The sequence below is a fragment of the Sphingobacterium sp. 2149 genome (genome assembly GCF_031455655.1).
GTDB lineage: Bacteria > Bacteroidota > Bacteroidia > Sphingobacteriales > Sphingobacteriaceae > Sphingobacterium.
The window spans coordinates 96,572-122,157 of sequence record NZ_JAVDTD010000014.1; the positions used below are offsets into that span (position 1 = coordinate 96,572).

23 protein-coding genes are annotated in these 25,586 nt (G+C 38.3%); 7 read left to right on the plus strand and 16 right to left on the minus strand.

Going from position 1 to position 25,586, the window contains the following annotated elements; translation table 11 throughout:
• Positions 1 to 60 precede the first annotated feature (60 nt).
• The gene (locus J2X77_RS19635; RefSeq protein ID WP_310082123.1) at positions 61 to 2,631 is read left to right on the plus strand and encodes a flippase-like domain-containing protein; all 2,571 of its coding nucleotides are present in this window, start codon (positions 61 to 63) and stop codon (positions 2,629 to 2,631) included.
• A 45-nt stretch (positions 2,632 to 2,676) separates the two neighbouring features.
• On the opposite strand, the gene J2X77_RS19640 is transcribed toward J2X77_RS19635, so the two are convergent.
• Positions 2,677 to 3,168 (minus strand): histidine phosphatase family protein, encoded by a 492-nt coding sequence (locus tag J2X77_RS19640; protein ID WP_310082125.1) that lies wholly within the window; start codon positions 3,166 to 3,168, stop codon positions 2,677 to 2,679.
• 427 nt (positions 3,169 to 3,595) lie between these two features.
• Between J2X77_RS19640 and J2X77_RS19645 the strand changes: the two genes are divergently transcribed.
• From J2X77_RS19645 to J2X77_RS19670, 6 genes are read left to right on the plus strand one after another with little or no spacing between them, the layout of a single operon-like run.
• Positions 3,596 to 4,825 carry a hypothetical protein gene (locus tag J2X77_RS19645; RefSeq protein WP_209580516.1) on the plus strand — a complete coding sequence of 410 codons (1,230 nt, stop codon included), beginning with the start codon at positions 3,596 to 3,598 and terminating at the stop codon, positions 4,823 to 4,825.
• Positions 4,826 to 4,874: 49 nt separating this feature from the next.
• Complete coding sequence (locus J2X77_RS19650; protein ID WP_310082129.1) at positions 4,875 to 5,933, plus strand: glycosyltransferase; 1,059 nt, start codon at positions 4,875 to 4,877, stop codon at positions 5,931 to 5,933.
• Complete coding sequence (locus J2X77_RS19655) at positions 5,930 to 7,186, plus strand: glycosyltransferase (RefSeq protein ID WP_209580517.1); 1,257 nt, start codon at positions 5,930 to 5,932, stop codon at positions 7,184 to 7,186. The genes J2X77_RS19650 and J2X77_RS19655 overlap by 4 nt, the downstream gene beginning before the upstream one ends.
• Complete coding sequence (locus tag J2X77_RS19660; RefSeq protein WP_209580518.1) at positions 7,179 to 8,339, plus strand: glycosyltransferase; 1,161 nt, start codon at positions 7,179 to 7,181, stop codon at positions 8,337 to 8,339. The genes J2X77_RS19655 and J2X77_RS19660 overlap by 8 nt, the downstream gene beginning before the upstream one ends.
• 58 nt (positions 8,340 to 8,397) lie before the next feature.
• Positions 8,398 to 9,210, plus strand: a complete 813-nt coding sequence (locus tag J2X77_RS19665) for a glycosyltransferase family 2 protein (RefSeq protein WP_209580519.1) — start codon at positions 8,398 to 8,400, stop codon at positions 9,208 to 9,210.
• Between the two features lie 2 nt (positions 9,211 to 9,212).
• Positions 9,213 to 9,875 carry a glycosyltransferase family 32 protein gene (locus tag J2X77_RS19670; RefSeq protein WP_209580522.1) on the plus strand — a complete coding sequence of 221 codons (663 nt, stop codon included), beginning with the start codon at positions 9,213 to 9,215 and terminating at the stop codon, positions 9,873 to 9,875.
• Here the strand turns inward: J2X77_RS19670 and J2X77_RS19675 are convergent, their stop codons facing one another.
• The 15 genes from J2X77_RS19675 to J2X77_RS19745 form a co-directional block, all read right to left on the minus strand.
• Entirely contained in the window at positions 9,876 to 10,991 is a 1,116-nt protein-coding gene (locus tag J2X77_RS19675; RefSeq protein WP_209580524.1) for a glycosyltransferase family 1 protein, read from the minus strand.
• The gene (locus tag J2X77_RS19680; protein WP_209580525.1) at positions 10,988 to 11,794 is read right to left on the minus strand and encodes a glycosyltransferase family 2 protein; all 807 of its coding nucleotides are present in this window, start codon (positions 11,792 to 11,794) and stop codon (positions 10,988 to 10,990) included. Before J2X77_RS19680 ends, J2X77_RS19675 begins: the two co-directional genes overlap by 4 nt.
• An 11-nt stretch (positions 11,795 to 11,805) precedes the next feature.
• Complete coding sequence (locus tag J2X77_RS19685; RefSeq protein WP_209580527.1) at positions 11,806 to 13,032, minus strand: glycosyltransferase; 1,227 nt, start codon at positions 13,030 to 13,032, stop codon at positions 11,806 to 11,808.
• Positions 13,033 to 13,113: 81 nt separating this feature from the next.
• Positions 13,114 to 14,127, minus strand: a complete 1,014-nt coding sequence (locus J2X77_RS19690) for a glycosyltransferase family 9 protein (RefSeq protein WP_209580529.1) — start codon at positions 14,125 to 14,127, stop codon at positions 13,114 to 13,116.
• Positions 14,128 to 14,129: 2 nt separating this feature from the next.
• Positions 14,130 to 14,735 (minus strand): DUF4254 domain-containing protein, encoded by a 606-nt coding sequence (locus J2X77_RS19695; protein ID WP_209580531.1) that lies wholly within the window; start codon positions 14,733 to 14,735, stop codon positions 14,130 to 14,132.
• A 211-nt stretch (positions 14,736 to 14,946) separates the two neighbouring features.
• Positions 14,947 to 16,431, minus strand: coding sequence for an NADH-quinone oxidoreductase subunit N (locus tag J2X77_RS19700; protein ID WP_209580533.1), 1,485 nt, complete (start codon positions 16,429 to 16,431; stop codon positions 14,947 to 14,949).
• 6 nt (positions 16,432 to 16,437) lie between these two features.
• The gene (locus tag J2X77_RS19705) at positions 16,438 to 18,039 is read right to left on the minus strand and encodes a NuoM family protein (RefSeq protein ID WP_209580535.1); all 1,602 of its coding nucleotides are present in this window, start codon (positions 18,037 to 18,039) and stop codon (positions 16,438 to 16,440) included.
• A 3-nt stretch (positions 18,040 to 18,042) separates the two neighbouring features.
• The gene (locus J2X77_RS19710) at positions 18,043 to 20,097 is read right to left on the minus strand and encodes an NADH-quinone oxidoreductase subunit L (protein WP_209580536.1); all 2,055 of its coding nucleotides are present in this window, start codon (positions 20,095 to 20,097) and stop codon (positions 18,043 to 18,045) included.
• Positions 20,098 to 20,100: 3 nt separating this feature from the next.
• Complete coding sequence (gene nuoK, locus J2X77_RS19715; RefSeq protein ID WP_209580538.1) at positions 20,101 to 20,409, minus strand: NADH-quinone oxidoreductase subunit NuoK; 309 nt, start codon at positions 20,407 to 20,409, stop codon at positions 20,101 to 20,103.
• Positions 20,406 to 20,948: an NADH-quinone oxidoreductase subunit J gene (locus tag J2X77_RS19720; RefSeq protein WP_209580540.1), complete on the minus strand. Its 543-nt coding sequence runs from the start codon at positions 20,946 to 20,948 to the stop codon at positions 20,406 to 20,408. The genes nuoK and J2X77_RS19720 overlap by 4 nt, the downstream gene beginning before the upstream one ends.
• A 3-nt stretch (positions 20,949 to 20,951) precedes the next feature.
• Entirely contained in the window at positions 20,952 to 21,515 is a 564-nt protein-coding gene (locus J2X77_RS19725; RefSeq protein WP_209580541.1) for a 4Fe-4S binding protein, read from the minus strand.
• Between the two features lie 6 nt (positions 21,516 to 21,521).
• Positions 21,522 to 22,595, minus strand: a complete 1,074-nt coding sequence (gene nuoH / locus J2X77_RS19730) for an NADH-quinone oxidoreductase subunit NuoH (RefSeq protein WP_209580543.1) — start codon at positions 22,593 to 22,595, stop codon at positions 21,522 to 21,524.
• A gap of 250 nt (positions 22,596 to 22,845) precedes the next feature.
• Complete coding sequence (locus J2X77_RS19735) at positions 22,846 to 24,132, minus strand: citrate synthase (RefSeq protein ID WP_209580544.1); 1,287 nt, start codon at positions 24,130 to 24,132, stop codon at positions 22,846 to 22,848.
• A 189-nt stretch (positions 24,133 to 24,321) separates the two neighbouring features.
• Complete coding sequence (locus tag J2X77_RS19740; RefSeq protein WP_209580546.1) at positions 24,322 to 24,567, minus strand: hypothetical protein; 246 nt, start codon at positions 24,565 to 24,567, stop codon at positions 24,322 to 24,324.
• A gap of 6 nt (positions 24,568 to 24,573) precedes the next feature.
• Complete coding sequence (locus J2X77_RS19745; RefSeq protein WP_209580552.1) at positions 24,574 to 25,581, minus strand: SPFH domain-containing protein; 1,008 nt, start codon at positions 25,579 to 25,581, stop codon at positions 24,574 to 24,576.
• Positions 25,582 to 25,586 lie beyond the last annotated feature (5 nt).

Sequence of the window (25,586 nt, forward strand, 5' to 3'; positions counted from 1 at the left end):
TAAAAGTGGTTTAGAAAAACGAAATAATTGGGTTTGTCAATTCGAGAGGTAATTATGCTGATGAAAAACAAGATGTTGATCTGGAAATCCTTGTTGGGCCTATTGGTCATTTTGGGTGCTGTATATTTTTTTGCAAATCAACGACAGGAGCTAGCATCGTCGGTAGGGCTTATCCAGTCAAGCTCGTTATTTTGGGTGGCAATCGGGATTGTGGTTTCTTTGGCTTATATCGCCATGCAAGGTTTGGTCTATGTCTATAGTTTTAAGTCTTTGCAACAAAAACTATCACTGGGTGGGGCTACCCGCCTATTTCTAAAAAGAAACTTTATCAGTGTCTTTCTTCCGGTAGGTGGATTTACCTCACTGGCTTTCTTTAAGAAAGAGGTCAATCAGGAGGGAATCGATGATGCAAACGCCAATCTTTCTTCTGTTATCTACGCCATCATTAGTTTAGTGTCCTTATTTATCCTCTGTCTTTTTGTTTTTCTGTTTGTTGGAATCGCAGGTCTTGATATGCAAATCATCGGGATTATGCTTGTTTTTAGCGCCCTACTGCTGGGATTTGGCTGGTACTGCAGCTCATTTTACTGTGGTGGCCGAGCATACAATTTTACAGTACTTCATTTCCCTTTTGTTACGGGTACCTGGGATGAACTCCATAAAAAAGGCGTAGATTTTTGGGCTGTATTGCAAAGTCTCCTTTGGGCAACAGCCATTGAGCTTGTCGGGATTTTACATATCTATATTGCTATGCTTGCTTTAGGTTTTGAAACATCGTTATTGGCTTGTACGGTAACCTATGCAGTCGGAACCTTGGTCTATTGTTTTTCACCGTTGATGAAGGGGGTTGGACTTATCGAGGTGTCAATGGTTGTCATTCTGTGTAAGTTTGGCTACAGCGAAGAACAGGCGATTTCTATATCCCTTTTATATCGTTTATTTGAGTTTTGGGGACCGTTGGCATTGGGTGGAATTAGTTTCTTCGTGAATAAAAACAACATCTTTGTTCGGATACTTCCATCTGTTTTTATTTTTGTGATGGGCCTTATTAATATCATCTCGGTCTTGACGCCGGCTATCCATAGCCGTATAACGGCATTAAAGCAATTTATATCTTATGATGCATTAAATTTTTCAAATGCAGCGGTACTTTTCTTCGGTATATTGTTGGTGATGTGTTCGGGCTTTTTGTTGAAGGGACTACGTATGGCTTGGTATGTTGCGGTTGCGTTATGTTCACTTTCTATTGTTGCCAATCTTTCCAAAGGGTTGGATTTTGAAGAAGCCTGGTTTGCTTTTTTGGTGTTGCTGATGTTACTCTATTCATCGAAACATTACTTTGTGCAAAGTAACAGAAGGCTAAGCTCTTTAAATCTCAGCTTGGTTTTGTGGCTTATTGGGGTTGTACTTCTGTATGGGATTACGGGCTTTTATTTTTTGAATGCGAAGCATTTTAATATGGATTTTACCATTGTAAATGCAGTAAGCAATACATTGCACGGTTTTGTACTACTCAATGGAGATGTCGCAGAACCACAGACAGCCATAGGACAGTACTTTTTGTATTCTATTAATTTTTTTAGTGTGATCAGCCTTTCGGCATTATTCTACTGGATGGTCAATCCATGCCAGTTAGCCGAGGAAGAAGTTGATGGACAGATAGAAATCGCGCAGCGTATTTTGGAACGTTATGGTAAATCACCTGTCGATTATTTTAAGACCTATGGGGATAAAGATCTTTTCTTTAATGCTGAGCAGACAGGTTTTATTGCGTATAAAAAATGTTATGGTTTTGCGATGGTACTCGAAGGTCCTGTTTGTGAAGATACTGAAGATGCCATGAAAGAACTGATAAATGCATTTGAACGCTATTGTCGCAAATCGAGTTTAAAAACCGCCTATTACCGGGTTGACGGTAGACATTTGGGGGTTTTTAAGCAATTGGGCAAAAAATCTTTTCTGATTGGAGAAGAGGCCATTGTGAATGTCGATAATTTTTCGCTGGAAGGAAAGAAACGCAAATCACTTCGAAATGCGGTAAATAGCATTGAAAAAAAAGGTTTTGTTTCGAATTTATATCGCGCACCGTTATCCAATGGTTTGCTTCAGAAATTACAGGTTGTGTCGGATCATTGGTTGCGGGATATGAAGCGTTCAGAACGTGTTTTTTCTCAGGGCATGTTTGACGTTGGTAAGATTAAAAATAGCCATGTAATTACGTTGGAGGATAACGAAGGACGTATTTTGGCCTTTTTGAATATCATTCCTAATTATGCTCCGGACGAGGCGACGTATGATCTTATCCGGAAATTGCAAGATGCACCAGGTGGAAATATGGATGTATTAATTATCCGTTTTTTAGCGTATTGCAAAGAGGAAGGTTATTCTTTTCTCAATATGGGGCTGGCACCTTTTTCGGGATTTGACAAGAAGAAAGGGCTTGTTGAACGTTTGATCAGTTTTCTATATGAAAATAATCCTTACTTCCGTCAACCAAAAGGTTTGAAAGAATTTAAGGAAAAATTTGATCCCTGCTGGGTCGAGAAATTTGTGGTGTATTCACATGATCTGGATTTGATTTCAGTGCCTTTGGTGATTGATAAGGCAATGAAATCAAATGTGGGTAAGTGATCAGCAAATATTAGCTGGAAATAAGTTTGTTCTTTGAATAGAATTTTAATCAATTATTTGCACAAGATCGGCACAATTGCCACTGAGCATATGAAAGGTGAAGCCGCCATCAAGTCTTATCTCTGCACAAGATGAGGTGCGTAAGTAGGCTGCTTTTCGGGTCAGGTATTCCACCAGATCAGTCAACGTGGGATTGTGCCCAAAGAGCAGGACATGATTGACATGATCGGGGATTGCATTGATGATGGACAGCATATGCTTGTACGTACATTCATAAATTGTTTCTTCAATTTTAATGTCAAAAGAAGATGAACCCATTACCTCTAAAAAAACACGTGTTGTTTGGAGCGCACGATTTGCAGGGGAACTGATTACCATAGCGTTTTCGCCCAGAGTCAATTTAGCTGCAATTTTAGCAGCCACTTGTTTTGCTTGCTGTATTCCGTCTGAGGTAAGTGCTCGATCAAAATCATTTATTCCCGGAATGGTTTCGGCTTTGGCATGTCGGATGATATAAAGTTTTTTATTGTTGTCCATGATTGAATTTTTTGATTCTTTTTTCGTATAAATATTAACGCTCGTTGCCGCGGTTCATTGTGTCGGTGCAATTGCAGGCGTGAATAAGAGTACAAATAATAATACAGGAAGTTTTTAAAAGTATGCAGTTAGTGAACAGTTTACTTTCCTCCATGGATGTGTTGAGTGTCTTGTCGAGAATAAAGACCTTTGATGTAAATTAGATTGCTAATGGCGAAGTGAATGTCTTGGAATATAAGTTTTTAAAATGATTTCGGAGTGTTCTCATTTCATCAGTTTCAAAAGGGAAGTAGTTGTTTTTTTTGATAAAAATATGTTAATTTTGCAACGAAAAAAATACATTTGTATGTTGTCTGCTTATTTTATTTATTGAAAAACATTATTGGCCTAGTAGCATTCTCTTGTTTCTATCGTTTAATTTTTATTTATGAATCGTAATTTTTGGATACTTCTATTTGGAAGTATTTTCCTTTTGGCCTGCAACCGTACAGCGGATTTTTTTGCGCAAGATGTTGAAACTCCGATTTGGACTGTTGATCCCATTGATTCGGTTGTTTTTGACAATGATGAAGGGATTGTCAATATCCATACTGTCGCTGATGCTAATTTTAAAGGGCTAAAAAATGCTGCGGATTTTATCGATATCTCTGGCGCAAACGCTAGTTATTGTCATCCAGATGTTCTTTATTTCCCAAACAAATTAAATGGTTACAAATATTGGATGGTTTTCACGCCTTATTTTGGAGCAGTTGGGACCAATCAGAATTCAAAGAAATTTGAAAACCCAAGTGTTGTTGTATCAAATGACGGTCTTGACTGGGTAAATCCATCGGGCCTAACCAATCCAATCATGAATGCCCCATTTCCGACAGAAAGTTTTGGTGAAAACAAAGTTGATCCGATCCAGGGATTTTGGTCGGATGTCGATTGGGTATATTTGAACAATCAGTTTTATCTCTATTATAGAGGGAGCTTTATCACTGCACAGTCATTGAAAGGTAAATGCGTTTTAAGTAATAGCAATTTTGACCGATTAAAGCAAAATGCACATCGAACTATCGTACAGCAAACGTCAACAGATGGTATAAAGTGGTCGAATTTGAATATTGCTTTTACAAGTAATCCACCCTTCACTCCCAAAGATGATCACCTGTTATCTCCTTCCTTTATCCATGACGGAAGTGAATTTTTAAGTTATGAAATTGAGCTGAATCTCGGCCCCAAGAGTTTTAAGGGTAAGGATCCGTCTTATGTTATTCGTAGAACTTCTGGAGATGGAATTAATTTTACAGGTTTTCGGGAAAGCAAAATCGTCAATTTTCTTAATAAACCGTGGTTGAGAGTCGGAAATGGAAATTCTCCATGGCATATCCAGGCAACATATGCTGATGGATATTACTTTTTATGTATAGCTGTTGGTGAAGTGAAAAAATATACAGCAGAGTTGTTATATGTTGCTTATTCGAAAGATGGTTTGAATTTCAAGGTATTACCAAAGCCCCTGTTAAAAAATAATGCCTATAGAAGTTCCATTTTTCCAATGGGCAGTAATGAGTCGTTGATTAAGATGGGTGCTATGATTGGCAATAAATCTGGTGAATTCCGTTATCGGGAATTTACGTTAAGCAAAGATAAGATCGAGCAATCGTTAAAATGACAGTATTTACTATATCATTACTGTTACTATTTTTGTATATTAAATGTCAATGATGGGAAAAACTATTATTACGGAGCGGACTTCTCGCGTTGCTGTGTCGGTAGTGATACCGGTATATAATGTCGAAAAATATTTGGATGAGACCATTCAAAGTGTACTTCATCAGGAATTACAGGATTTCGAAATTATTCTTGTTAATGATGGCAGTACGGACTCGTCTGCTACAATATGTAAAAAGTATGCATCTTTAGATCCGAGAATTTACTTTTTCGATCAGGAAAATGCTGGCGTTTCCGTAGCGAGAAATAATGGTTTAAGCCACGCAGTGGGAGAATATGTCTATTTTTTGGATTCTGATGATACCATTGACTCGGCATTTTTATTGGAATCTTTACAACTTGCAACGCAAAAAAAACTGGATCTCGTAATTTTAGGGGAACCCTATTGTTTCCGGGCGCCACGTTTGACTGCTGTACCGACCTGCGGATTGCTGATCAAAAAGACCTTGTTAGATACCTATCCAGATATTCGTTTTCCAGAAGGAATCCAGCCTTGTGAGGATGGACTGTTTTCGCACCGTCTCTTTTTGATGACCGATAGGATTGGATTTAATCCGAGCGCACTGTATTTCTATCGTCAGCATGAGAATCAAAATCATGTACGCATTAATAAGGAGACGGCACGCATCTTAGAACAAATACCTCAATGGTTGGAACTTTTAAGAATTTTCTACGATCAAAATAATATTTTCAGCTCGAGAGTGCTTAAACTTGCTCTTTTTATTGAACATGAACCATTTGAATTACGGTATATAAAAATGCCTTTTGATAATCATGAAAGGGAAATACTCTTCAATTTATTGCATAAATTTATGTTGGAGTATGTTGAACCCTATTTGTCTGAAGGAGATTTAGAAGTATTATCCTTACCATTTAGAAATTTCATTGCAGCGAAGTGCCACGATGATTTTGACAATTTTTATAGAAGTTATCAGACAAATAGAGCCAGGAATTTTAAACGTTCATTGTTTTGGGTGAAGTTGATTCCAATCTCTACATTAAGGCGAAAATTACGTCAAAATATCAGGGCTAAATATAGTGATATATGAAGATACTATTGATACAGCATTTGTATTTTTTAAATGGAATAGGAGGCACTGAAAAAATCTGCTCGATATTGGCTAACATTTTATCCGGCAATGGTTATGAAGTCGAAATAGCCACTAATGAAAATGTAGTTGGTAAGCCAGTGTTTACTTTGGATAAGAGCGTACGTGTTACAAACATATATGATGTAAATCTGGAACAAAAAGAGGAGATCCCCTTATATAATTATAAAGGGAGAAATCCCTTTCTTTGGATAAAATATAAGATAGAAAAGAAGTATGCTAAATGGTATAACCGCCGTTTGATAAGGCGTATGGGTGGAGAGGATAAACTATACCAATATAATTTAAGAAATCGTGCGATTGCTTGGAAAAGTTACATTGATCAAGTTAAACCAAATTTGATTATTACAATGTCTATTGGTTCATTGTTGGAAATTACTTTTGAAAATACATTCTCTGTTCCAATTATAGATTCTGTGAATGGTAGGCCCGATTATGATTATTCCAATGTCTTGGGGGGAAGGAAATCGTATTTGGTTGATTTGTTAACCATGAGCTTTAGTAAGTTGGATGGTATCCAAATTCTTTTTGATAGTTATCGAAAATTTTTGCCCGATAATTTTGCCGGTGAATGCCGTGTTATTACGAATCCTATTGACGAGGTAAGTGACACCGATTTGGTTCGACATAGTAATGAAAAATCGAGATTTAAGATAGTTCATATTGGACGATTGGATACGGCGTGTAAACAACAACATATAGCGATAGATATTTTCTCTAATTTGGCAGAAAAATACCCGACATGGGATTTGGAATTTTGGGGTATAGGTAATGACGTTGAGCGATTGAAATTACAGATTCTTGAACTGGGCCTATCCAAAAGAATTTTCCTTCGCGGATTTACTGAGGATCCCATCGCAAAGATGAAGGATGCAGATATCTTTATTTTTCCAAGCAAATATGAAGGATTTGGGCTTGCTTTGGCCGAAGCAATGTCCGTTGGTTTACCTAGTATAGGTTTTGCTACATGTTCCGGGGTAAACGAATTAATAAAGCATGGTGAGAATGGGTTTTTGGCGAACGATAAAATGGAAATGGAACATTATCTTGAACGATTGATGAATGATTCTGCGCTCCGTCAACAAATGGGTACAGCAGGAAATAAGATGATGAGAAAGTACAGTCTGGACAGTATGGCAGCGGGTTGGCTGGGACTTATTCACGATGTACTAAATAAAAAGAGCTATGGCTAAGAAGAAACGAGTACTCTATTTTATGCCTGATAATCCATTTTGGAGCCATGCTGGAAATCTGACACGTGCAAAGCAGCTGTTGACCTACTTCGAACAACATTCGGAGGAACTCGAAGTGGAATTTTTATCATGTCTTTTTTGGAATTCTGAATCAATAGAAAAATTTAAAGCTACTTACCCCCACGTCCATCTTACGATTACCAATACTGATTCTGACAAAAGAAATCGAATAAAGTATTTGGTAGCGGATAAAATTCCGCGCTTGATCAATCGTGTCATGCATATAACTCAAATCAGTTTATTGACACCTATTATATCGAAACGAGTAAAATCGTTAGTTCGTGATAAACAGTATGATATTATTGTCATTAGTTATTCCACTTGGGGCTCATTGATAAGCGAATTGAATTCATCAAATGCTTATAAGATTATCGATACGCACGACTTTATGACTTTACAGCGGATTAAGGAAAAGTCAGGTTTGTATATCGGAAGTGCATTTAAGGAAGAGATGGATATCCTTTCATTGTACGATGAAATCTGGACCTACTCAGTGGAGGAACGTTATATTTATGAGCAATTCACCAATAAGAAAGTAACTTTACTTCCTGTTTCCTCAAATAGCAGTGGGATACTAAGTCTGGAGAGCAAATTTATCGACATCCTATATGTTGCCAGCGACAATATCCATAATACTGAAAGTATGAAATGGTTTGTTGAATCGGTATTGCCACTTATCCCTAAATATAAGTTGCATGTAATTGGGCGAATATCCGAAAAAATTCCAGATCATCCTCAACTGATAAAATACGGGATTGTAGAAGATTTAGGGATGTTTTATGCAGGTGCCAAAATTACGATTTGTCCGATGCTAAGCGGTACGGGGATAAAAATTAAAGTATTGGAGTCCCTATGTCATGGCCTTCCAATCGTCACAAATAGAAGGGGGGTTGACGGGCTGATTAACAAAATAAATAATGGTTGTCTTGTGGCTGATAACGAAGTACAATTCGCGGATAACATTAAGCTTCTTCTGGAGGATATGAGCTTTTATTCAAAACAAAGAGAATATGCACAAGTGTTTTATAATTCATTCTACACGTGGGAGCAAGAAGAATGCCTTTTGAATGGTGTGTTTTTGGATAACCAATAGTATTATCTATTCGTGAAAAATAGTATGTAATTGTATATTTGTATAAAAAAGATTGATCTTGAGAGTTTCTTTGCTAATAACGACGTATAATAGGCCGGATGCTTTGGAGGTGGTATTGAATTCTGTAGAACATCAGATGCTTAAACCTGCGCAAGTTATAGTAGCCGATGATGGGTCTGATAATAGAACCTTGAATGTCGTTCAGAAATATAAAAAAAAATGGTCTATCCCATTATTACACTCTTGGCACGAAGATAAAGGGTTTCGATTAGCTGAAAGTAGAAATCGGGGGCTAGCATTAGTGGAAAGTGACTATATTATTATGATTGATGGGGATATGATTTTAGATAAGCATTTTATAGAAGATCATATTACCAATGCACAAAAAGGTTTCTTTCTACAAGGCGGCCGATATATGTTGACTCCTGATTTTACCGCACATATTTTGAACAATACTTCTGTACTTCCAAATTTTCAATATATGAGAAAAGGCATTGAAAGTAGATTTGAAAAGCGATTAACGGCATTTCGGGCTCCATGGCTAACCAAAATTTGGAAAAAAGAGATTGAATATAGCCACACGGCTATTCGAGGCTGCAATATGTCTTTCTTTATGGACGACGTTAAAGCTGTAAATGGCTTCAATAATGATATGATTGGCTGGGGTAGGGAAGACAGTGAGTTTGTTGAGCGACTATTTAATCAGGGTATAAAAAGATATAATATCAAGTTTTCTGCACTTGCTTATCACCTTTATCATAATGAATCATCTCGAGTCTCTTTACCTGAAAATGATCAGATCTTTCATTTTACGATTGATCATAAACTGAAACGTTGTTCAAATGGTCTTAATAAATTCTTAATAACATAGCTATGGCGATACCTAAAGTAATTTATCAAACATTCAAAACGGCAAAAATACCTCTTTTAACACGCTTTTATATTTGGATGTATCTTCAAAAAAATAAGGGATGGAAGAGGGATTTTTATGATGATAGGAAGATTGATGATTTTTTTAAGAATAATTTTGATGAACGTACGTACAAAGCATACTCCAAGTTGCAAATTGGAGCTGCTAAGGCTGATTTTTTTCGATATGCTGTACTCTATGTTCATGGCGGCGTTTATTTAGATATGGACAGTGATATTTTGGTGACATTGGATAAACATATTAGGGCGGACGATGTAGCTTTTATTGCTCGTGAAAAGAATCACCCAGATTTATTTGCACAATGGGGCTTAATTTATGCCAAAGGTCATCCATTTTTGAAAAGGACAATAGCATATATTATTGAAAATATTGAACAAAATAAGTATCCTAATGACGTACACAAGATGACTGGCCCCACAGTTTATACAAAAGCAATTGAAGATGAAATAAAAGAAAATCCTGAGGTGAGTTATCGATTAGCACATTTTGATTATAAAGGTATGCTCCAATTTAAATATAAATTGGGCAAAATACTGCTTTATAAAGACCGTGCAAACCATTGGAAAAGGTTGCAAAAGCGGATTACGGTTTTAAAACCTGAATAACTAAAGGACGTTTTTGTAACATTGAATAAGCTGGCTAGCGATTTGTTCTTCATCAAATCGTTTTACGAATTTTAATCCATCACTTGCCATTTTAGCGCGAGTTGACTCAGAGGAAAGGACTGATTCTATGGCAGATTGTATAGCGTCGATATCTTCAGGATCAATATAACAAGATGATGGTCCTGCGGCTTCTGGAAACACCCCAAAATTGGAGGTAATAACGGGTAGACTAGAATATAGCGCTTCAATAATAGGAATACCAAAGCCTTCAAACTTTGATGGGTATATAAGCAGATCTGCCATTGCATATATGGTGGCTAGTTCTTGCATACTCAATCCTTCCATAAATATTACTCTTTTTTTCATGCCTTTTTTTTCGACGAAATGCATAATTTCTTTCGCATAATTCGTCTTTCGACCAATTATTAATAAAGCAATATCCAGCTTCTCAATGGATTTTACAATTTGGAATGCATTTTTTCGAGGTTCTACTGTGCCAACGTTTAATATAAAATGTCGTGGAAGATTGTATTTTGATCGAATTAAATCCTTTTCTTCTTCTGTTTTCGTAGTCTTAAATGACACATGGCAGGTTTGGTATATTACCTCAATTTTATCTTCCGAAATGTTATAGGTATCGATCAAATCAGATTTGGTTTGCTGACTGATGGCAATAATTTTATCGGAATGAATAGCAGCATGTTTTGCTTTTTGATTGTATATATATCGATCGATAGGTTTATAAAGTTCTGGATATCGTATAAAAATCAAATCGTGAATAGTCGTTATGGATTTAACCGCCGTTTTACTAAGATTAATTGGGATTTCCCCAGATAAACCATGGTAAATATCGATCTTATCCTGAATTAAATCATTAACAATTCTGCTATTTCTCCATAAACTTGGGAATACCTTATTAATTAGGCCTTTGGGCAGTCTGGTTGTGTTTGTCAATCTATGACTATTTAAAAAATCTAGTCCTCCTAATTTAGTGGTGTATTTAATATAATTGTTTTCAGGATAGTGCGTTTCTAATATCCGTATTAAGTCACGACTATAATTTCCTAGCCCGGTTTTATTGAGAAAATATCGTTTAGCATCGTATGCTATATTCATTTAATTAAGTATTTATCGAGACCGTTTTTAATTCTAAAATCTCCTGATGCAACAGTATTTTCTAAAATGGTCTGATTTATGCTCTTTCTCTCCATGGAGGAAACCTTGTGCCATAAATGATAGGTTACTCCACTGAATTTCATAAAGAGTTTCTTCTCACCAATTTTTAGCAATCTTACAACCAATTCCGAATCTTCATGTCCCCATTCGTACATATCTTCATTAAAACCATTTACTTTGATTAGTGAGCTCATCCAAAATGCCATATTACATCCTTTTGAGTAGAATCTATGTTTTCCTTTGGTCTTATATCTTGTAGCAAAGATAGGTGTTAAAAAGGGAATTCTTGCAGCATTCATTTTATAAGGAGAGTTTTTTCGAAGTAAATTGTAATCGATGGGTTTTTTACTCTTCAAAAACTCTAATGTAAATTCTTTTGTAAGAGATGCTCTACTTCCTGTAATGACGTGATGTGGTTTACTGATTCTAATATGGTCTGCAATAAATTGGGGTGACATAATGATATCTCCATCAATCTGGACGATGTATTCACTTTCACATAACGCCAGAGCTTTATTTAATATTTTGGTTTTTTGAAAACCATTATCTTCTTGCCATGCATGTTTTACGGGAATATGGGTTTTGAGTCTGAAGACGTCAATGACCTCTTTTGTGCTTTCGGTGGAGCCGTCGTCTGCAATAATAATTTCATCAGGCTTCTTTGTTTGCAACAATACGCTTTCAAGTACGCGTTCTAAAGCTTCTGGCCAGTTATAAGTGGAAATTAGTAGAGCTATAGTCATTTAAGATGTCATTAAATTGAGTCAATTATGTGCGTTAATTTTTTAATAATTAACGGCCACGAGTAGTTGTTTTCGACATAAGATATAGATATTGATCGCATAAATGAGACGTCTCCTTCTAGTATTTGGTAAAGTTTTCTTTGAAAATCAGATTCTGAAGAATAGTACTGAGCGGCATAGTTACTTTTAATACAGTGCTCTTTCATTACTTTTGATTTTCCATTTACAAGGATCGGTTTACCGAGAACCATTGTTTCTAACAATAATAATGATAAACTTTCGTATTGAGAAGGATTAATCACAGCGCGGGCATTCTCAATCAATGCTGTTTTCTCTTCTTCGGTAACGAAGTCTGTATAGATAACATCGGGATGCTCAGTCTTATCCATAAATATACGGCCAGTTAGGACAAGTTTAAGATCTGACGGATACTTTTGCTTGTAACGTAAAAACCAAGGGATTAACGTTCTTACTTTCGTGTTGCAGACTCTTCCAAAATATAATAGATAATTTTTTGGAAGCTGAAACTTGCTATAAAGTGTCTCTTTATCTAATGGAGTGGACACTTCAACACCTACCGCAACAATACTATTATTGGCTACATGACTTCCGAAGATATTGAAAGCTAGATTTCTTTCTTCTTCTGTATTGAATGCAATATGTTTTACCTTGCTGAATAGCTGAGTTAATATAGGCCGAAATGCTTCTCTCTCCTCATGCAATGTTGGTATGAGAATGGATTTCTCGGGAGCAATTAACGTTCCGAAGAAAGTATTTGGCTGGGAATAGGTAATTCCGATTATCGCCTTATAATGTTGATGGTTATTATTGATATAGGACAACATCGAAGGAGAATAAGACCCGTGCGACTTGAAATAGTCAATATCCGCTCTTGAAATTCGTTTCCAGGATGGAAATAGCTCTGATACAAGTTTTAAACTTTTTAAACGAAATAAGTTTCGTCTTATTTTTTGAAAACGAAGCGCTTTTTTCCATAAGATATCTCGTTTTCGACTATCAAAATCAATGGAACCGAAGCGTAGAATACGTACACCGTTTAGGTAATCGACATCGTTTTTATAAAAGGGAACAAAAGTGTTGTAATCAATAAACTTAGTTGTCAAAATGTCAACTTCATATCCTCCCACAAGCCTTTCAGCCAACATACGACAATGTTTCTCTGCACCGCCATCCACTTCATCGCCGTAGCGTAGAATAATAAAACAAATTTTATCCATCTAAAAACTCTAAACAATAGTTATTTTTTCTTGTCCATCATTGTTACAACGGTTAAGGCCCTGTAGAATGCTACACGTCCCCTATATTTTTTCAATCACCATCTCCGGCTTAATTAAATCAATTGCCTCTACCCCGTCACAGATGCAGGACTTATTCCCATACACTGAACTTGGTCTATTGGGATGTTCAACTTGGATACAATCTGCTAACTGTTGACCGTAACCCGTAAATCCCGCGTAAGGGTGTGTTGCTCCCCACAAGGAAAGGCATCGTACACCCATTAGGGAGGCCATATGAAGACCCGAAGAATCCATGCTGATCATAAGATCCAGATTCGAAATTAAATCCAGTTCTTCTCTCAACGTAAATTTTCCGATGGTATTGTAAGTATTCGGAAAACTTTCGGTCCAGTTTTGGGCGACTTGAAACTCTTCTTGACCACCTCCAAAAAGCAATACGTCATATCCATGGTGTGTCAAATGATCAATGATCTGCCCCATTTTTACCAAGGAAAGAATTTTATAACGATGTTGCGCAAATGGAGCAATGCCAATTTTTTTTCGATCGAAATTCGCGAACATACTAAAAGCAGCTTTGGATACATCCTGCAAATTAGGAACCAATTTATGGCTGAGCTCAAATTTAAAACCTAATGCGCGAAATACATCTGCATAGCGTTCTACCGTTAGCCTCAGTGGAACTTTGATTTTGTTTTTTTTCCTGGTAAGCGCTTTTTTTTCTTCCCGCCCCTTGTCAAGCTGCTTTACTTTTACGCCCGATAAGGAAAAAAAAAGATCAAGCACACGCGAACGCAAATTGAAATGTAAGTCAGCTACGGCATCTGAACCATACTGGGCAAGCTCTTTTTTTAGCCTGAACAGGCCCCAAAAACCTTTATGAATGGTTTTGGGTTCAATCACATGGAACCTGAGGTTTTTTATTCCATCAAAGAATGGCGAAAAGAATGGTCTGCTGACCATAATGATTTCTACATCAGGATAGCGTATACAAAACTCTTTTAATACTGATGCAACCATGGCAACATCGCCCATAGCTGAAAATCGCGTGACTATGATCCGTTGCGGTAACGACATGTTTACTTTCCTGATGAATATAAGACAGGGTTCAATGAAGGATCGTTATACATTTTCATCTGTTTATAGACTTTCATGTATTTATCGCCCGATGCTATGGCATCCATCAATTCATCAATACTTTGAGATAAATCTTTTCTTTGTTCCAATAAAACGTTAAGCTTTTCTTGGCAGGTATTAATGTGTGCCTCGGAAGCATCTTTACGTAATGTTTCCTGTTCCATATGGTAGATTTTTAAAGCCAAAATAGAAAGCCTATCAATAGCCCACGCCGGGCTCTCCGTATTGATCGTTGCTGTAGGCCTAACCTGTATATCTTGAAACTTTTGTAGAAAATAGCTGTCAATATACTCTACGGTATCCGTGCGATATTGATTGGACTCATCAATTTGTCTTTTCCAATGTAAGCCTTCTTTCGGGTCAATAGCGGGATTACGCACGACATCTTCCATATGCCATTGTACGGTGTCAATCCAGCATTTTAAATAGAGGAGATGTTCTAAGGATTGTTTGTCATACGGATTTTGGATTGGATGCTCAATCTGGTCGTATACGTGGTAATCCTGGATAGCACGCTGAAAAATTGGATTTGCTATTGCACTAATCATGGTACAAACTTAGATAAATTGCTTTTTATATGCAATTTAATTGCGCTTTGCATAAAAAACAATTTATCAGTCTCTCCTCAACCATATATAATACTTTTATTGAGGAAATATAAAATATATTATGGAGTTTATCCTTACTATTCAACCCGCACATAGCGTGATTGATGAGGATCGTAGATTTGTTAAGAATGAAAGGGGCTCCTCTGTTTTTCTAAAAGGCCGAAAGCAAAAGATCCGGAAAGATTCCTAAGCACAACACAGCCAAGGTACAAAGGATGCCAATAAAGAGAAGTACAGCATTGACTTTTATTGTTGAAGATGCGGCATTGTCCCTTAAAAACGCGTTCAGTGGAATTTTAAAATAGTAAAATAAAGAGATAACTGAGGTCAGTGCGCCGACAATAAGCAATGCCAATAAACCGAAGGATTGAAAGTTTTGATACTGTTCGAACACTTTGGAAAAGACCAACAGCTTTCCGACAAATCCTGCGGTTGGAGGGAGCCCCACTAAAGCGATTAGAACAATTGAAAATGAAGTAAACAAAAGAGGAAACTGTTTTCCTAAGCCACGATAGGAATCGATGGATGTACTCCCCAGACTGACTTCCAAAGCGTCAATAAAAATAAATACAGCAATATTCATCAATGCATAGATGGAAAGATAGAATAGCAATACATTTGACTCATTATTTTGGTAAACCAATACAGCCATCAGGAGTATACCCGTGTGTCCAATGGACGAATAGGCCATCATCCGTTTGGCATCCTGTTGACGTAAAGCCGCTAAATTACCAATCAACATGGTTGCAATGGCTACCCCAATAATCACATACGTTAGGAAATCGCTAAAGTAAAAGGAAACATTAAGCCATGCGGCGAGGAGCTTGGATAATAGGACGACGACTGCAATTTTTGGTACTGTAGCCAGATACGCGGTAATCACTGTAGGAGCACCTTGATAAACATCTGGACTCCAGACATGAAAAGGAAAAAAACTCAGTTTAAAGCCAATGCCTGTCAACAAAAATAATAGCGCAATGCTGATCATGACCTTTGGGGCTTCCATTAGGCCAGCAATGTGGCTCTGGGAATCAAAATTCAAGTTCCCCGTGAAACCGTAGAGTAAAGACAAACCGTAAAGCATCACTGCCGCACAAATCGATCCAAAGAGTACATATTTTAAAGCCGCCTCCGACTGAACTTTAGTCGCTGAAAAGTACCCCACCATGATATAGGAACTAATAGAAACGGTTTCAACGGCTATAAAAATCATCAGCCAGTTGCTCGACATGGTCAATAGGTTCAGTCCCAACGTCGCCGTCAGCAAAACAGCATATAGATCTCCTAACGGTCGGCCATGTCTACCATGACCTTGTTGAATAAAAATACAAACAAGGAGTGTCGACAACAGGATAATCAATCGTGCAGAGGTGGCAAAGGCATCAACCTGGATCATATCGAAAAAGCCAGCCATCTCTACGTTACTGAGTCCTTGCCCAACAAGGTAACAGCCACTCAACAATAACCCGATGATCGTAAGCATAAAAGACGTATGCTTCCAGTGCTTGTCGGCAAAAAGACTAGCGAGAATAGTACCAATAAAAGTGATGATCAATGTCAGTTCGGGTTTAAAATACGGTACACTGACGATAATCTGATCGAGAAATGAACTGATATATGGACTGAATGCGAGCATGCTGATTTAAATAAATTGTTGAATAAAGCTTACAAGATTCAGGACACTTGCGTTTAAATTGTTAAAAACTAAAGCAGGCATAATGCCAAGTAATAAGGCCAACGCTAACGTTGGAAATAAGATCACCTGCTCGCGCGAATTGACATCTGTCAGTGCATTGCTCCAAGATTCACCGCCTTTTAAACGAATCTGTCCAAAGAACATCCGTTGCAATGTCCAAAGTAGGTAGGCTGCACTTAATAAGATACCTATAGAACCTGCAAGTGCCATCCAACGCGGCAAACCTGTGCCAACACTTTCAGAATTGAATGAACCGATAATGACAAATGCTTCACCAATAAAAGCTGAAAAGCCAGGTAAACCTAAGGAAGCAAAAAATGCAACAGCAACATACCCCGTATATTTGGGCATAATTTGAGCTAAACCTCTAAAACTATAGATATTTCTGTCATGCACACGGTCATAAACTACACCGACTAGAAAGAAGAGTGCAGCGGATAAAAACCCATGGGAGATCATCTGAAACATCGCTCCAGAAATTCCTTCTGCAGTCAATGAGGCAATACCTAACAAGACAAAGCCCATGTGGGAAACGGATGAATACGCAATCATTCGTTTGAGGTCTTTTTGTGATAAGGCGTTTAAGGCTCCATAGATAATGGAAACAACGCCTATTAGTCCAAGCCACCAATTGGATAAGGCGGCCATGTCGGGAAAGATGCTATAACAGATACGGATGATACCGTAACCTCCAATTTTCAGAAGAATACCTGCTAAAATAATAGATACTGGAGTCGGCGCTTCGACGTGGGCATCGGGTAACCAGGTATGCAATGGCACGATGGGCACTTTAATGGCAAAGGCAAAAAAGAGGACAATGAAGCCAACCAGTCTGGCCGAAATACCCAAGATTTCCTGATAACCACCCCACTCAAAAATAGATCCTTCAAGGTAATTCTGTGGGTTCATCATATGGATCATATTGAACGTATGCGCCCCAGTCATCGGGTTAATCACTGAAAAGTATAGTCCTACGATGATCAATAGCATAAATACAGAACCAAATAGCGTGTATAAAAAGAACTTGATGGCTGCGTATTCGCGTCTTGCGCCACCCCAGATACCGATCAGGAAATATAGTGGAAGTAACATCACTTCATAGAAAAGGTAGAACAGGAAAAAATCCAGTGCACAGAAAATCCCCATAACAGCCATATTAAGGACCATGAGTAACGCAAAGTATCCCTTCGGACTTTTCTGTATATTCCAGGAGGCTCCGATAGCCATCAACATCACAAAAGCGCTCAGCAATAATAAGGGCATCGATATCCCATCAATACCAATGAGATAATCAATTTCTAGCGTACCTATTGATCCTAGATCTAAACGAATCCAGGAAAGCTGCTCAACAAACTGATAGCCCCCCAGATCTTGAATACCTGTTTTGTTTGCATCAAAATGTGCGTAACACAATCCAGCCAGTACAAATTGTATTGCGGTAATTGCTAACGCAATATATTTGTAACTCGATTTATATCGTGTTGGCAAGGCGAGAATAAGCGCCGTAGCCAATAACGGTAAAAATATCAATAAGGATAAAATAGGCATTTCCTAAAAGAATAAAAGATAAATTAAACCAAGTAAAACTATTAAAAAGACGGAGTACAAAGCGGTCTGTATCTTCCCGTTCTGTACCAGGCGGACTTGATGACCGGTCCAATAGGTTACTGAAGCAACCGTATTGACTAAGCCGTCTATAATATATTTGTCTATCCAAACACTTAATTGTGAAAGCGATAGCACGATTGACTGAATCAAAGAAACAAAAGCATCAACAACATGTTGGTCAAACCAATAACAGAATTGAGCCAACTTTAATGTGCCCTTAACAAATACTACATCGTAAAACTGATTGATATATCCTTGATTTAAAGAAACCTTCAGTGCCGGATTAGCTGATTTGAATGGGTATCTATTTTGGACATACCATTTCCAGCCGATAATCCAGCCAATGATAGAACCAATGAGCAGGATCGCGGGAATAATTAGGTGTGCAAGGTGACTTGGTGCAAAGATATATTCGTCCAACAGTAAGCCGTCCATCAACCAGGAATCGTGGTACGAAAATGGATTGAATGAAAATAGTGGGAATAAGCAGAATACACCCAAAATAAACATCGGAAACAACATGGTTTTTGGCGCATCATGCAGTGGATGACCATGAAGTTTATCCTGAAGCTGATCCAAAAGCCGGAACTTTCCAAAAAAAGCTTTAAATATCAAACGGCCAATGTAGAATGCGGTTAAGATACTTACTATAATCAAACTAATAGGAATGAGAAGATAGACGCTACCTTTTGAAAGTGCCCATTCAAATGAAGAAATGATGATACTATCTTTGGATAAATAACCCGAAGTCAACGGAAATCCTGCAAGTGCCAATGAAGCTATACTCATGAGCAGAAAGGTATTCGGCATATACTGACGTAATCCACCCATGTTACGTAAATCCTGCGGGTCAAAGTCTAGGTGGCTATGTGTTTTCAGATGGGCCATTTCATGAATGACTGCGCCGGCCGAAAGAAATAGAAGGCACTTAAAGAAAGCATGCGTCGTGAGATGAAACAAAGCAGCATCCCATGTTCCAATGCCGATCCCAACCATCATAAAGCCTAGTTGCGATATGGTCGAAAAGGCAAGAATACGCTTGATGTCATATTGGCCTAAGGCGAAGTATGCTGCCGAAGCTGCCGTGATGGTACCGATAATAGCGATAAATAGTAATGCCGATTCGCTGAATAATGGAAATACTGTAGCCAATAGGAATACGCCGGCTGCGACCATAGTCGCCGCATGGATCAGGGACGATACGGATGTAGGACCTTCCATGGCATCCGGAAGCCATACATGTAATGGAAATTGCGCTGATTTGGCCATAGCAGCCAAGAAAAAGGCTAGTCCTCCTAGGGTAAACCAGATCTGAGGTAAACTATTGACTGGAGATACCCATAGTCCATCGACGATTGTGGATTGATAGATCAGTCCATTATCACCCAATAAATCGACCAAATTAAGTGTCTTGAACTGCGTAAATACGATCGCAAGGCCGATTAGAAAGCCGAGGTCACCGATGCGATTAACCAAAAATGCCTTTTTATTGGCTTGTACAGCTGTTTCGCGCGTAAACCAAAATCCGATAAGGAGATAGGACGCAAACCCAACCAACTCCCAAAAGACATACATCAGTAAAAGACTGTCCATAATGACCAATCCCAACATGGCAAAACAGAACAGGCTTAGATACATCCAATAGCGATGAATGCCAGGATCACCTTTCATATATGCCCGGGAATAAACATGCACCGGCAATGCTACAGTAGGTACCAAGAAAAGCATTAAGGTGCTTAAATTATTTAACAGGATACCAACTTTAAATGAGGTTTCGCCAATAGTGAACCAATCCGCCTGAACCGTTACGGGGGCATTATTCCATATGGTGAACCAGGTGAGCCCACCACCGGTAAAACTGAGGGCGATGGCTAGGAGGGAGACAATACCTGACTGGTCACGTTTGCCTAATAAAGATTGATATAGGAACGCTGCTAATGGGGACACTACGGTAACTAGCGCGGTCAAAAGGGGCGATATGTGAACAACTTGATCCAATGTTTATTTGTCTTTTAATTGGTTTACCTCATCCGGATTAATGGTGTTGTAATGTCTATAAACATTTAATACAATAGCCAATCCAACGGCTACAGCTGCCGCTGCTAGAACAATCGCAAACAACGCAAAAATTTGCCCGCCATAACTCACTTTATCATATTTCCCAAAGGCAACAAAATTCAGGATAGCTGCATTGATCATTAATTCAATACCAACCAAAATCATAATCGCATTTTTTTTGGAAAGAACGGTGTAGAGTCCAATGCTAAAGATACACGCACTCACCACCAAGAAATGGGTCAGCGTGATCATAGTGTACGCTCCTTTCTGGATAAATGAGAAGCTCCAATTAAAGCCATCATCAGAAATATCGATATAATTTCAAAAGGCAATACGTAAAAAGTCATAAAACGTAATCCGATTTGATGAATATTGTTATCAGTCGCAGTAATATTATTTCCGTTTTCTATGGACTGAATGATCCAAGTTGATGGTGCCTGTTGCCATTCAAAGATGCCATAAAGCATCAGTAACAGAAAACCAACTACCACCGGAATAGCTTGCCATTTGGACATGCTTAAGAAGGAACCGCTGTTATCTTGAAGATCTTTTAGGAGTTCTTTATTGGACAGCATAAAGGCAAACAGCATAAGAATGAGTACGCCTCCGACATAGACCATGATTTGTGTGATGGCCACGAAATCAGCTAACGCAAATAGGTATAGTCCTGCCATTGCAAATAAAACAATAAAAAACAGGAATAATGCGCGCGCGATATTTTTAAGATTGACCAGTAAAAGGGCCGAACCGATTGCTAGGATAGCGAAAGCGTAGAACAAAATACTTTCCATTTTCTATTTTTGCTTTGCTGCCTCCTTTTCAGCTTGAAACTGTGTCCATTCAGCTTTGCGTTGAGCTACCTGCTCGTCAGTCATGTCTGAAAACCCATAAATAAGATCGGTCAGCTTTTGCGAGCTGCGGTCATATGCATTGGTCATGGTAATACATTCTGTCGGACATACCACCGTGCATAAGCCACAGTACATACACTTCGCCATGTCAATATTGAATTTGGCGGGATATAACCGTTTGACGCTACCGTCTGAAGTCTTTCCGATTGCTTCCGGCGATTTGATCGCTTCAATTTCGATACAGTCCACAGGACATGCTTTAGCGCAAAGATCACATACAATACAGTCGTCGATATCAACCTGCAATTGGTAACGTGCGACATCGGGGATGGGCATTTTTTCACGCGGATACTGCACCGTCACAATACCTTCTTGCCGATCAAAATAGTTGTCTTCTTTGATATTCAATTCCGTCCGTGAGCGACGTGCCCCAAACAGGTGCTTGACAGTCAAAGATAAACCTTTGATTGCCGTACGAAATGCATGCGAAGCCGTTTTAAATATCATAATATCCTATGCTATAACTAAAATTCGCCAAATGGCAGAGATGGCCATACACAGAAAAGCCAGCGGTGTCAATACTTTCCAACATAAACTCATCAATTGGTCTGCACGTAACCGCGGTAATGTCCATCGGATCCACATTTGGATCCCTACAATAAGGAATGATTTGGCTAAGGTCCAAAATATTCCCCAAGCTAAACCAGTCGTCCAATCTGCGAGGCGTACAGCCCCAATGTTTGGTAATGGCGTGTTCCAGCCGCCTAAAAAGAGGACAACGCCCAACATCGATACCAAAAACATCATAGCGTACTCGGCCAGAAAGATAAAGGCAAATTGTATTCCACCATATTCCGTATGGAAACCACCGACCAGTTCAGATTCGGCTTCCGGAATATCAAAAGGAGCACGATTACACTCGGCAAGAGTAGCGATAAAGAATATGATGTAGGTGATAATCAAATGCGGAGCCTGAAAAATATTCCAGGCGAAGAGACCGCCAATCTCATTAACTTCCCAAATACCCAAGAATTTAATGCTCCCATTGGTGAGGATTCCCTGCCCAATAGCGATTTCATTCAGGTTTAGGGTTTGTGTAAGCATGACAACTGTAATCAGCGAAAGGCCGACCGGTATTTCATAGGATACCATCTGTGCAATGGCACGCATGGAGCCTAACAAAGAATATTTATTGTTGGAACCCCAACCAGCCATTAAAATGCCCAAAGCATCAATGGAAATTATCGCCATAATGAAAAATAAACCGGTATGCGTATCGGCTGGAATAAAATCCTTTGCCCAAGGAATAACGGCAAATCCTGTAAAGACGGCAACAAAAATAATGATAGGAGCAATCCTAAAGAGAATCTTATCTGCCGATGAAGGGGTGATCAGTTCTTTTTGGAGTAATTTAAGAATATCAGCGATGGTTTGAAGACTACCATACTTTCCGGTTTCCATAGGACCTAGCCGATCTTGGACGAATCCGGCAATCTTTCGCTCGGCATATACTGCAAATAAGGTAAATGCTGCTATAAAGGTGAAAATAGCAATAGGAACCAAGATATGTAGTACATTTTCTAGCAAGTCTTATTTATAATGATTTTTAATAAGAGACGAATCAATACGCAAACTTAACGAAAAACAGGGAATTTAGATAAGGAAAAATTAAAATATACTTAACAAGTAGATTATCGTGACAATAGCGTTACAGCGAGCAGCTGTTTATTGTTTGATCAAATAGCTCATTCGTACTTGCAAAGGATTCACAGGAGTTGCAATAAAAAGAAAAAAGCATCCTGTAAGGATGCTTTTTCGGATATAAATCAAAACCGAATTAACGATTTGAGAATTCAACGTAATCACGTTCTGTGTGGCCAACATACACCTGTCTAGGACGGCCGATAGGCTCTTTGTTTTCACGCATTTCTTTCCATTGTGCAATCCATCCCGGGAGACGGCCTAAGGCAAATAATACCGTAAACATATCTGCTTTGAAACCTAGTGCACGGTAAATAATACCAGAGTAAAAATCAACATTTGGATAAAGTTTTCTGTCGATGAAGTATTGGTCATTCAATGCTGCTTCTTCTAATTTCTTAGCGATATCCAATACAGGGTCTTGCACACCTAATTTTTCCAAAATATCGTCACATGCTTTTTTGATGATTTTAGCACGTGGGTCAAAGTTTTTATAAACGCGGTGACCGAATCCCATTAAACGGAAAGGATCGTTTTTGTCTTTCGCTTTGGCAAGATATTTTTCGGCATCACCACCATCATTTTTAATAGCTTCTAACATTTCAATTACCGCTTGGTTTGCACCACCATGTAATGGCCCCCATAATGCATTGATACCCGATGCAACGGATGCATAAAGGTTTGCATTGGATGAACCAACGATGCGAACAGTAGATGTCGAACAGTTTTGCTCGTGATCAGCATGCAAAATCAGCAACTTGTGCATAGCATCAATGACAACCGGATCGAATGTTTTTTCGTCGTTAACTTCTCCGAACAACATATTCAGGAAGTTGTCGATGTAGCCAAGGTTATTTTTAGGGTATACAACAGGGTGTCCTAATGATTTCTTTTGGATCCAAGAAACGATTGTAGGCATTTTTGCCAAAAGATTGATGATCGTTTGATCCTCTTCTTCATCTGTTAAGTTTGGATTTAAAGATTCTGGGTAAAATGCCGATAATGCACCAACTAAACAGGAAAGTTGCCCCATTGGGTGTGACTTGGAAGGAAATCCAGCGAAGAAATTTTTCATGTCCTCGTGGATCATCATTTGCTTTTTGATGTCAGCTCTGAATTTTTCCAATACCTCTTTTTTGGGAAGCTCTCCATAAATCAACAAATAAGCAACTTCCAAGAAAGTCGATTTCTCTGCCAATTGTTCAATGGGATATCCTCTATATCTCAATATGCCTTTTTCACCGTCAAGGAAAGTAATCGCACTCTTCGTAGCACCCGTATTTTTATATCCTGGGTCTAATGTAATAAATCCGCTTAGATCTCTTAATTTGGAAATATCAACTGCTTTTTCATTCTCAGTACCGACAACGACCGGAAGGTCATAAGAAGTTCCGTCTAAATTTATAGATGCTTTATCTGACATGTTTATATATTATCTTATATCTGATTTGTTATGCTAATCTCACAAATTTAACTATTTGATATTTAAAATTGAAAGTTCTTGTGGAATTAAAATGACATGACTACGTCATATTGGATAATATCTACTAACAATTTACTTAAATAAGCAAATCATTTATCCAAATTTAACATTACCTTATTGTACAAAGCGCTAATCTATTTTTCGCTGAGCAACCTTTCCTTTATCTTCATAATTCCCATGTTTACCTGATCCAAAGAAAGGAAGTATAACAAAACACACAAGAATAATAGAAGTTGCGGTCAGTATTCCAGTTGTCCATAGAATTTTACTGAAATTTTCGGCAGCTAACAGCTGAATGCCCCACATTCCCAAAAGGAAATAGGTAGCAACGAAGAGAATCACCAAGGTAAATAGTATACCGAATATATATTTCATAATGGGTTATATTTTGTTGAGAATCTGTTTTTTTAATGCGTCGAATTCTTCCTGGGTAATGATATTTTCACGAAGTAGCAGTTGCATCTTTTGGAGCTTCTCCACGAAGTCGCCTTCTTGCTGAATATGACCTTTGATTTCCTCTTTTTGAAGATCAAACTGCTTACCAAGTTCCATACCGACGCCAAGTTGTGCACCCACTCCCGCAATCCCACCTTCATTTTTAGCAGCATCACGCAGCGCGCGTAACTTTTCTAATTCAACATAGCTTAAACCTGCTTGCTGTGCGGCTTGATTTTGCGTGGTTAGATCGGCGATTTCTCCAATCCTCCTTTTGGTATTGGCATCAAATTGGGTTCCTAGGATTTTAAAATCTGTAATATCGAGCCCGAGATCTTTAAAATCTTGTTCCACTGCAGTCTTGATATCGTTAGATAGTAATGCTAGTTGGCTATCAATCTCATTATAGCCTAGCTTCTTTTGTGCAATCTGTGCGGTAATTTGTTGAGGAATGCGATTATTGAGTATGTCTTGGATGACGGCTGTAGTGACTGTATTTTGATTGGCCACAATGTTTTTATAGAAATGGACCGGTTCATTGATCAGGTAGGAAAATGTACCATTCAAACCGATTTCTATAGGTAAATTGTATTGTGGGTCGATATATTTGATCGGAGAACCTGTTCCCCAGGATTGATTGACGATAGCAGCCGTGCGAAAAAAGTAGATATACAGTTTGTGCTCTGATTCAAAATTTTGCCGTAGTCGTGCTAACGTAGTAAAAAATGGATGATTATCCGTTTTGAGGTTATACGTTCCAGGTTCGGTTAGCAGATTTTCGCCTTTACCTTCATACACAAGAATGCATCCCTGCCCTGGGGCGAGGATTAGTTTGCTGGAATTTTTGATCTCATTCCTTTCGGATGGAAATTTATACCATAATAATCGAGGGTCTTGGTTTTTCCACTCGATAACTTCAGAAAGTTGGTTGTTAAAAAGATTAAATAGTCCCATAGTTA

Excerpts from the sequence above, each read along its gene's own strand:
- J2X77_RS19660 (WP_209580518.1), top strand. The coding sequence starts at position 7,179 with ATGGCTAAGAAGAAACGAGTACTCTATTTTATGCCTGATAATCCATTT.
- J2X77_RS19705 (WP_209580535.1), bottom strand. The coding sequence starts at position 18,039 with ATGCCTATTTTATCCTTATTGATATTTTTACCGTTATTGGCTACGGCG.
- J2X77_RS19745 (WP_209580552.1), bottom strand. The coding sequence starts at position 25,581 with ATGGGACTATTTAATCTTTTTAACAACCAACTTTCTGAAGTTATCGAG.
- J2X77_RS19675 (WP_209580524.1), bottom strand. The coding sequence starts at position 10,991 with ATGAATATAGCATACGATGCTAAACGATATTTTCTCAATAAAACCGGG.
- J2X77_RS19740 (WP_209580546.1), bottom strand. The coding sequence starts at position 24,567 with ATGAAATATATATTCGGTATACTATTTACCTTGGTGATTCTCTTCGTT.
- J2X77_RS19685 (WP_209580527.1), bottom strand. The coding sequence starts at position 13,032 with ATGGATAAAATTTGTTTTATTATTCTACGCTACGGCGATGAAGTGGAT.
- J2X77_RS19690 (WP_209580529.1), bottom strand. The coding sequence starts at position 14,127 with ATGTCGTTACCGCAACGGATCATAGTCACGCGATTTTCAGCTATGGGC.
- J2X77_RS19655 (WP_209580517.1), top strand. The coding sequence starts at position 5,930 with ATGAAGATACTATTGATACAGCATTTGTATTTTTTAAATGGAATAGGA.
- J2X77_RS19735 (WP_209580544.1), bottom strand. The coding sequence starts at position 24,132 with ATGTCAGATAAAGCATCTATAAATTTAGACGGAACTTCTTATGACCTT.
- J2X77_RS19680 (WP_209580525.1), bottom strand. The coding sequence starts at position 11,794 with ATGACTATAGCTCTACTAATTTCCACTTATAACTGGCCAGAAGCTTTA.
- J2X77_RS19695 (WP_209580531.1), bottom strand. The coding sequence starts at position 14,735 with ATGATTAGTGCAATAGCAAATCCAATTTTTCAGCGTGCTATCCAGGAT.
- J2X77_RS19670 (WP_209580522.1), top strand. The coding sequence starts at position 9,213 with ATGGCGATACCTAAAGTAATTTATCAAACATTCAAAACGGCAAAAATA.
- J2X77_RS19720 (WP_209580540.1), bottom strand. The coding sequence starts at position 20,948 with ATGGAAAGTATTTTGTTCTACGCTTTCGCTATCCTAGCAATCGGTTCG.
- J2X77_RS19645 (WP_209580516.1), top strand. The coding sequence starts at position 3,596 with ATGAATCGTAATTTTTGGATACTTCTATTTGGAAGTATTTTCCTTTTG.
- J2X77_RS19650 (WP_310082129.1), top strand. The coding sequence starts at position 4,875 with ATGATGGGAAAAACTATTATTACGGAGCGGACTTCTCGCGTTGCTGTG.
- J2X77_RS19635 (WP_310082123.1), top strand. The coding sequence starts at position 61 with ATGAAAAACAAGATGTTGATCTGGAAATCCTTGTTGGGCCTATTGGTC.
- J2X77_RS19700 (WP_209580533.1), bottom strand. The coding sequence starts at position 16,431 with ATGCTCGCATTCAGTCCATATATCAGTTCATTTCTCGATCAGATTATC.
- J2X77_RS19725 (WP_209580541.1), bottom strand. The coding sequence starts at position 21,515 with ATGATATTTAAAACGGCTTCGCATGCATTTCGTACGGCAATCAAAGGT.
- nuoK (WP_209580538.1), bottom strand. The coding sequence starts at position 20,409 with ATGATCACGCTGACCCATTTCTTGGTGGTGAGTGCGTGTATCTTTAGC.
- J2X77_RS19640 (WP_310082125.1), bottom strand. The coding sequence starts at position 3,168 with ATGGACAACAATAAAAAACTTTATATCATCCGACATGCCAAAGCCGAA.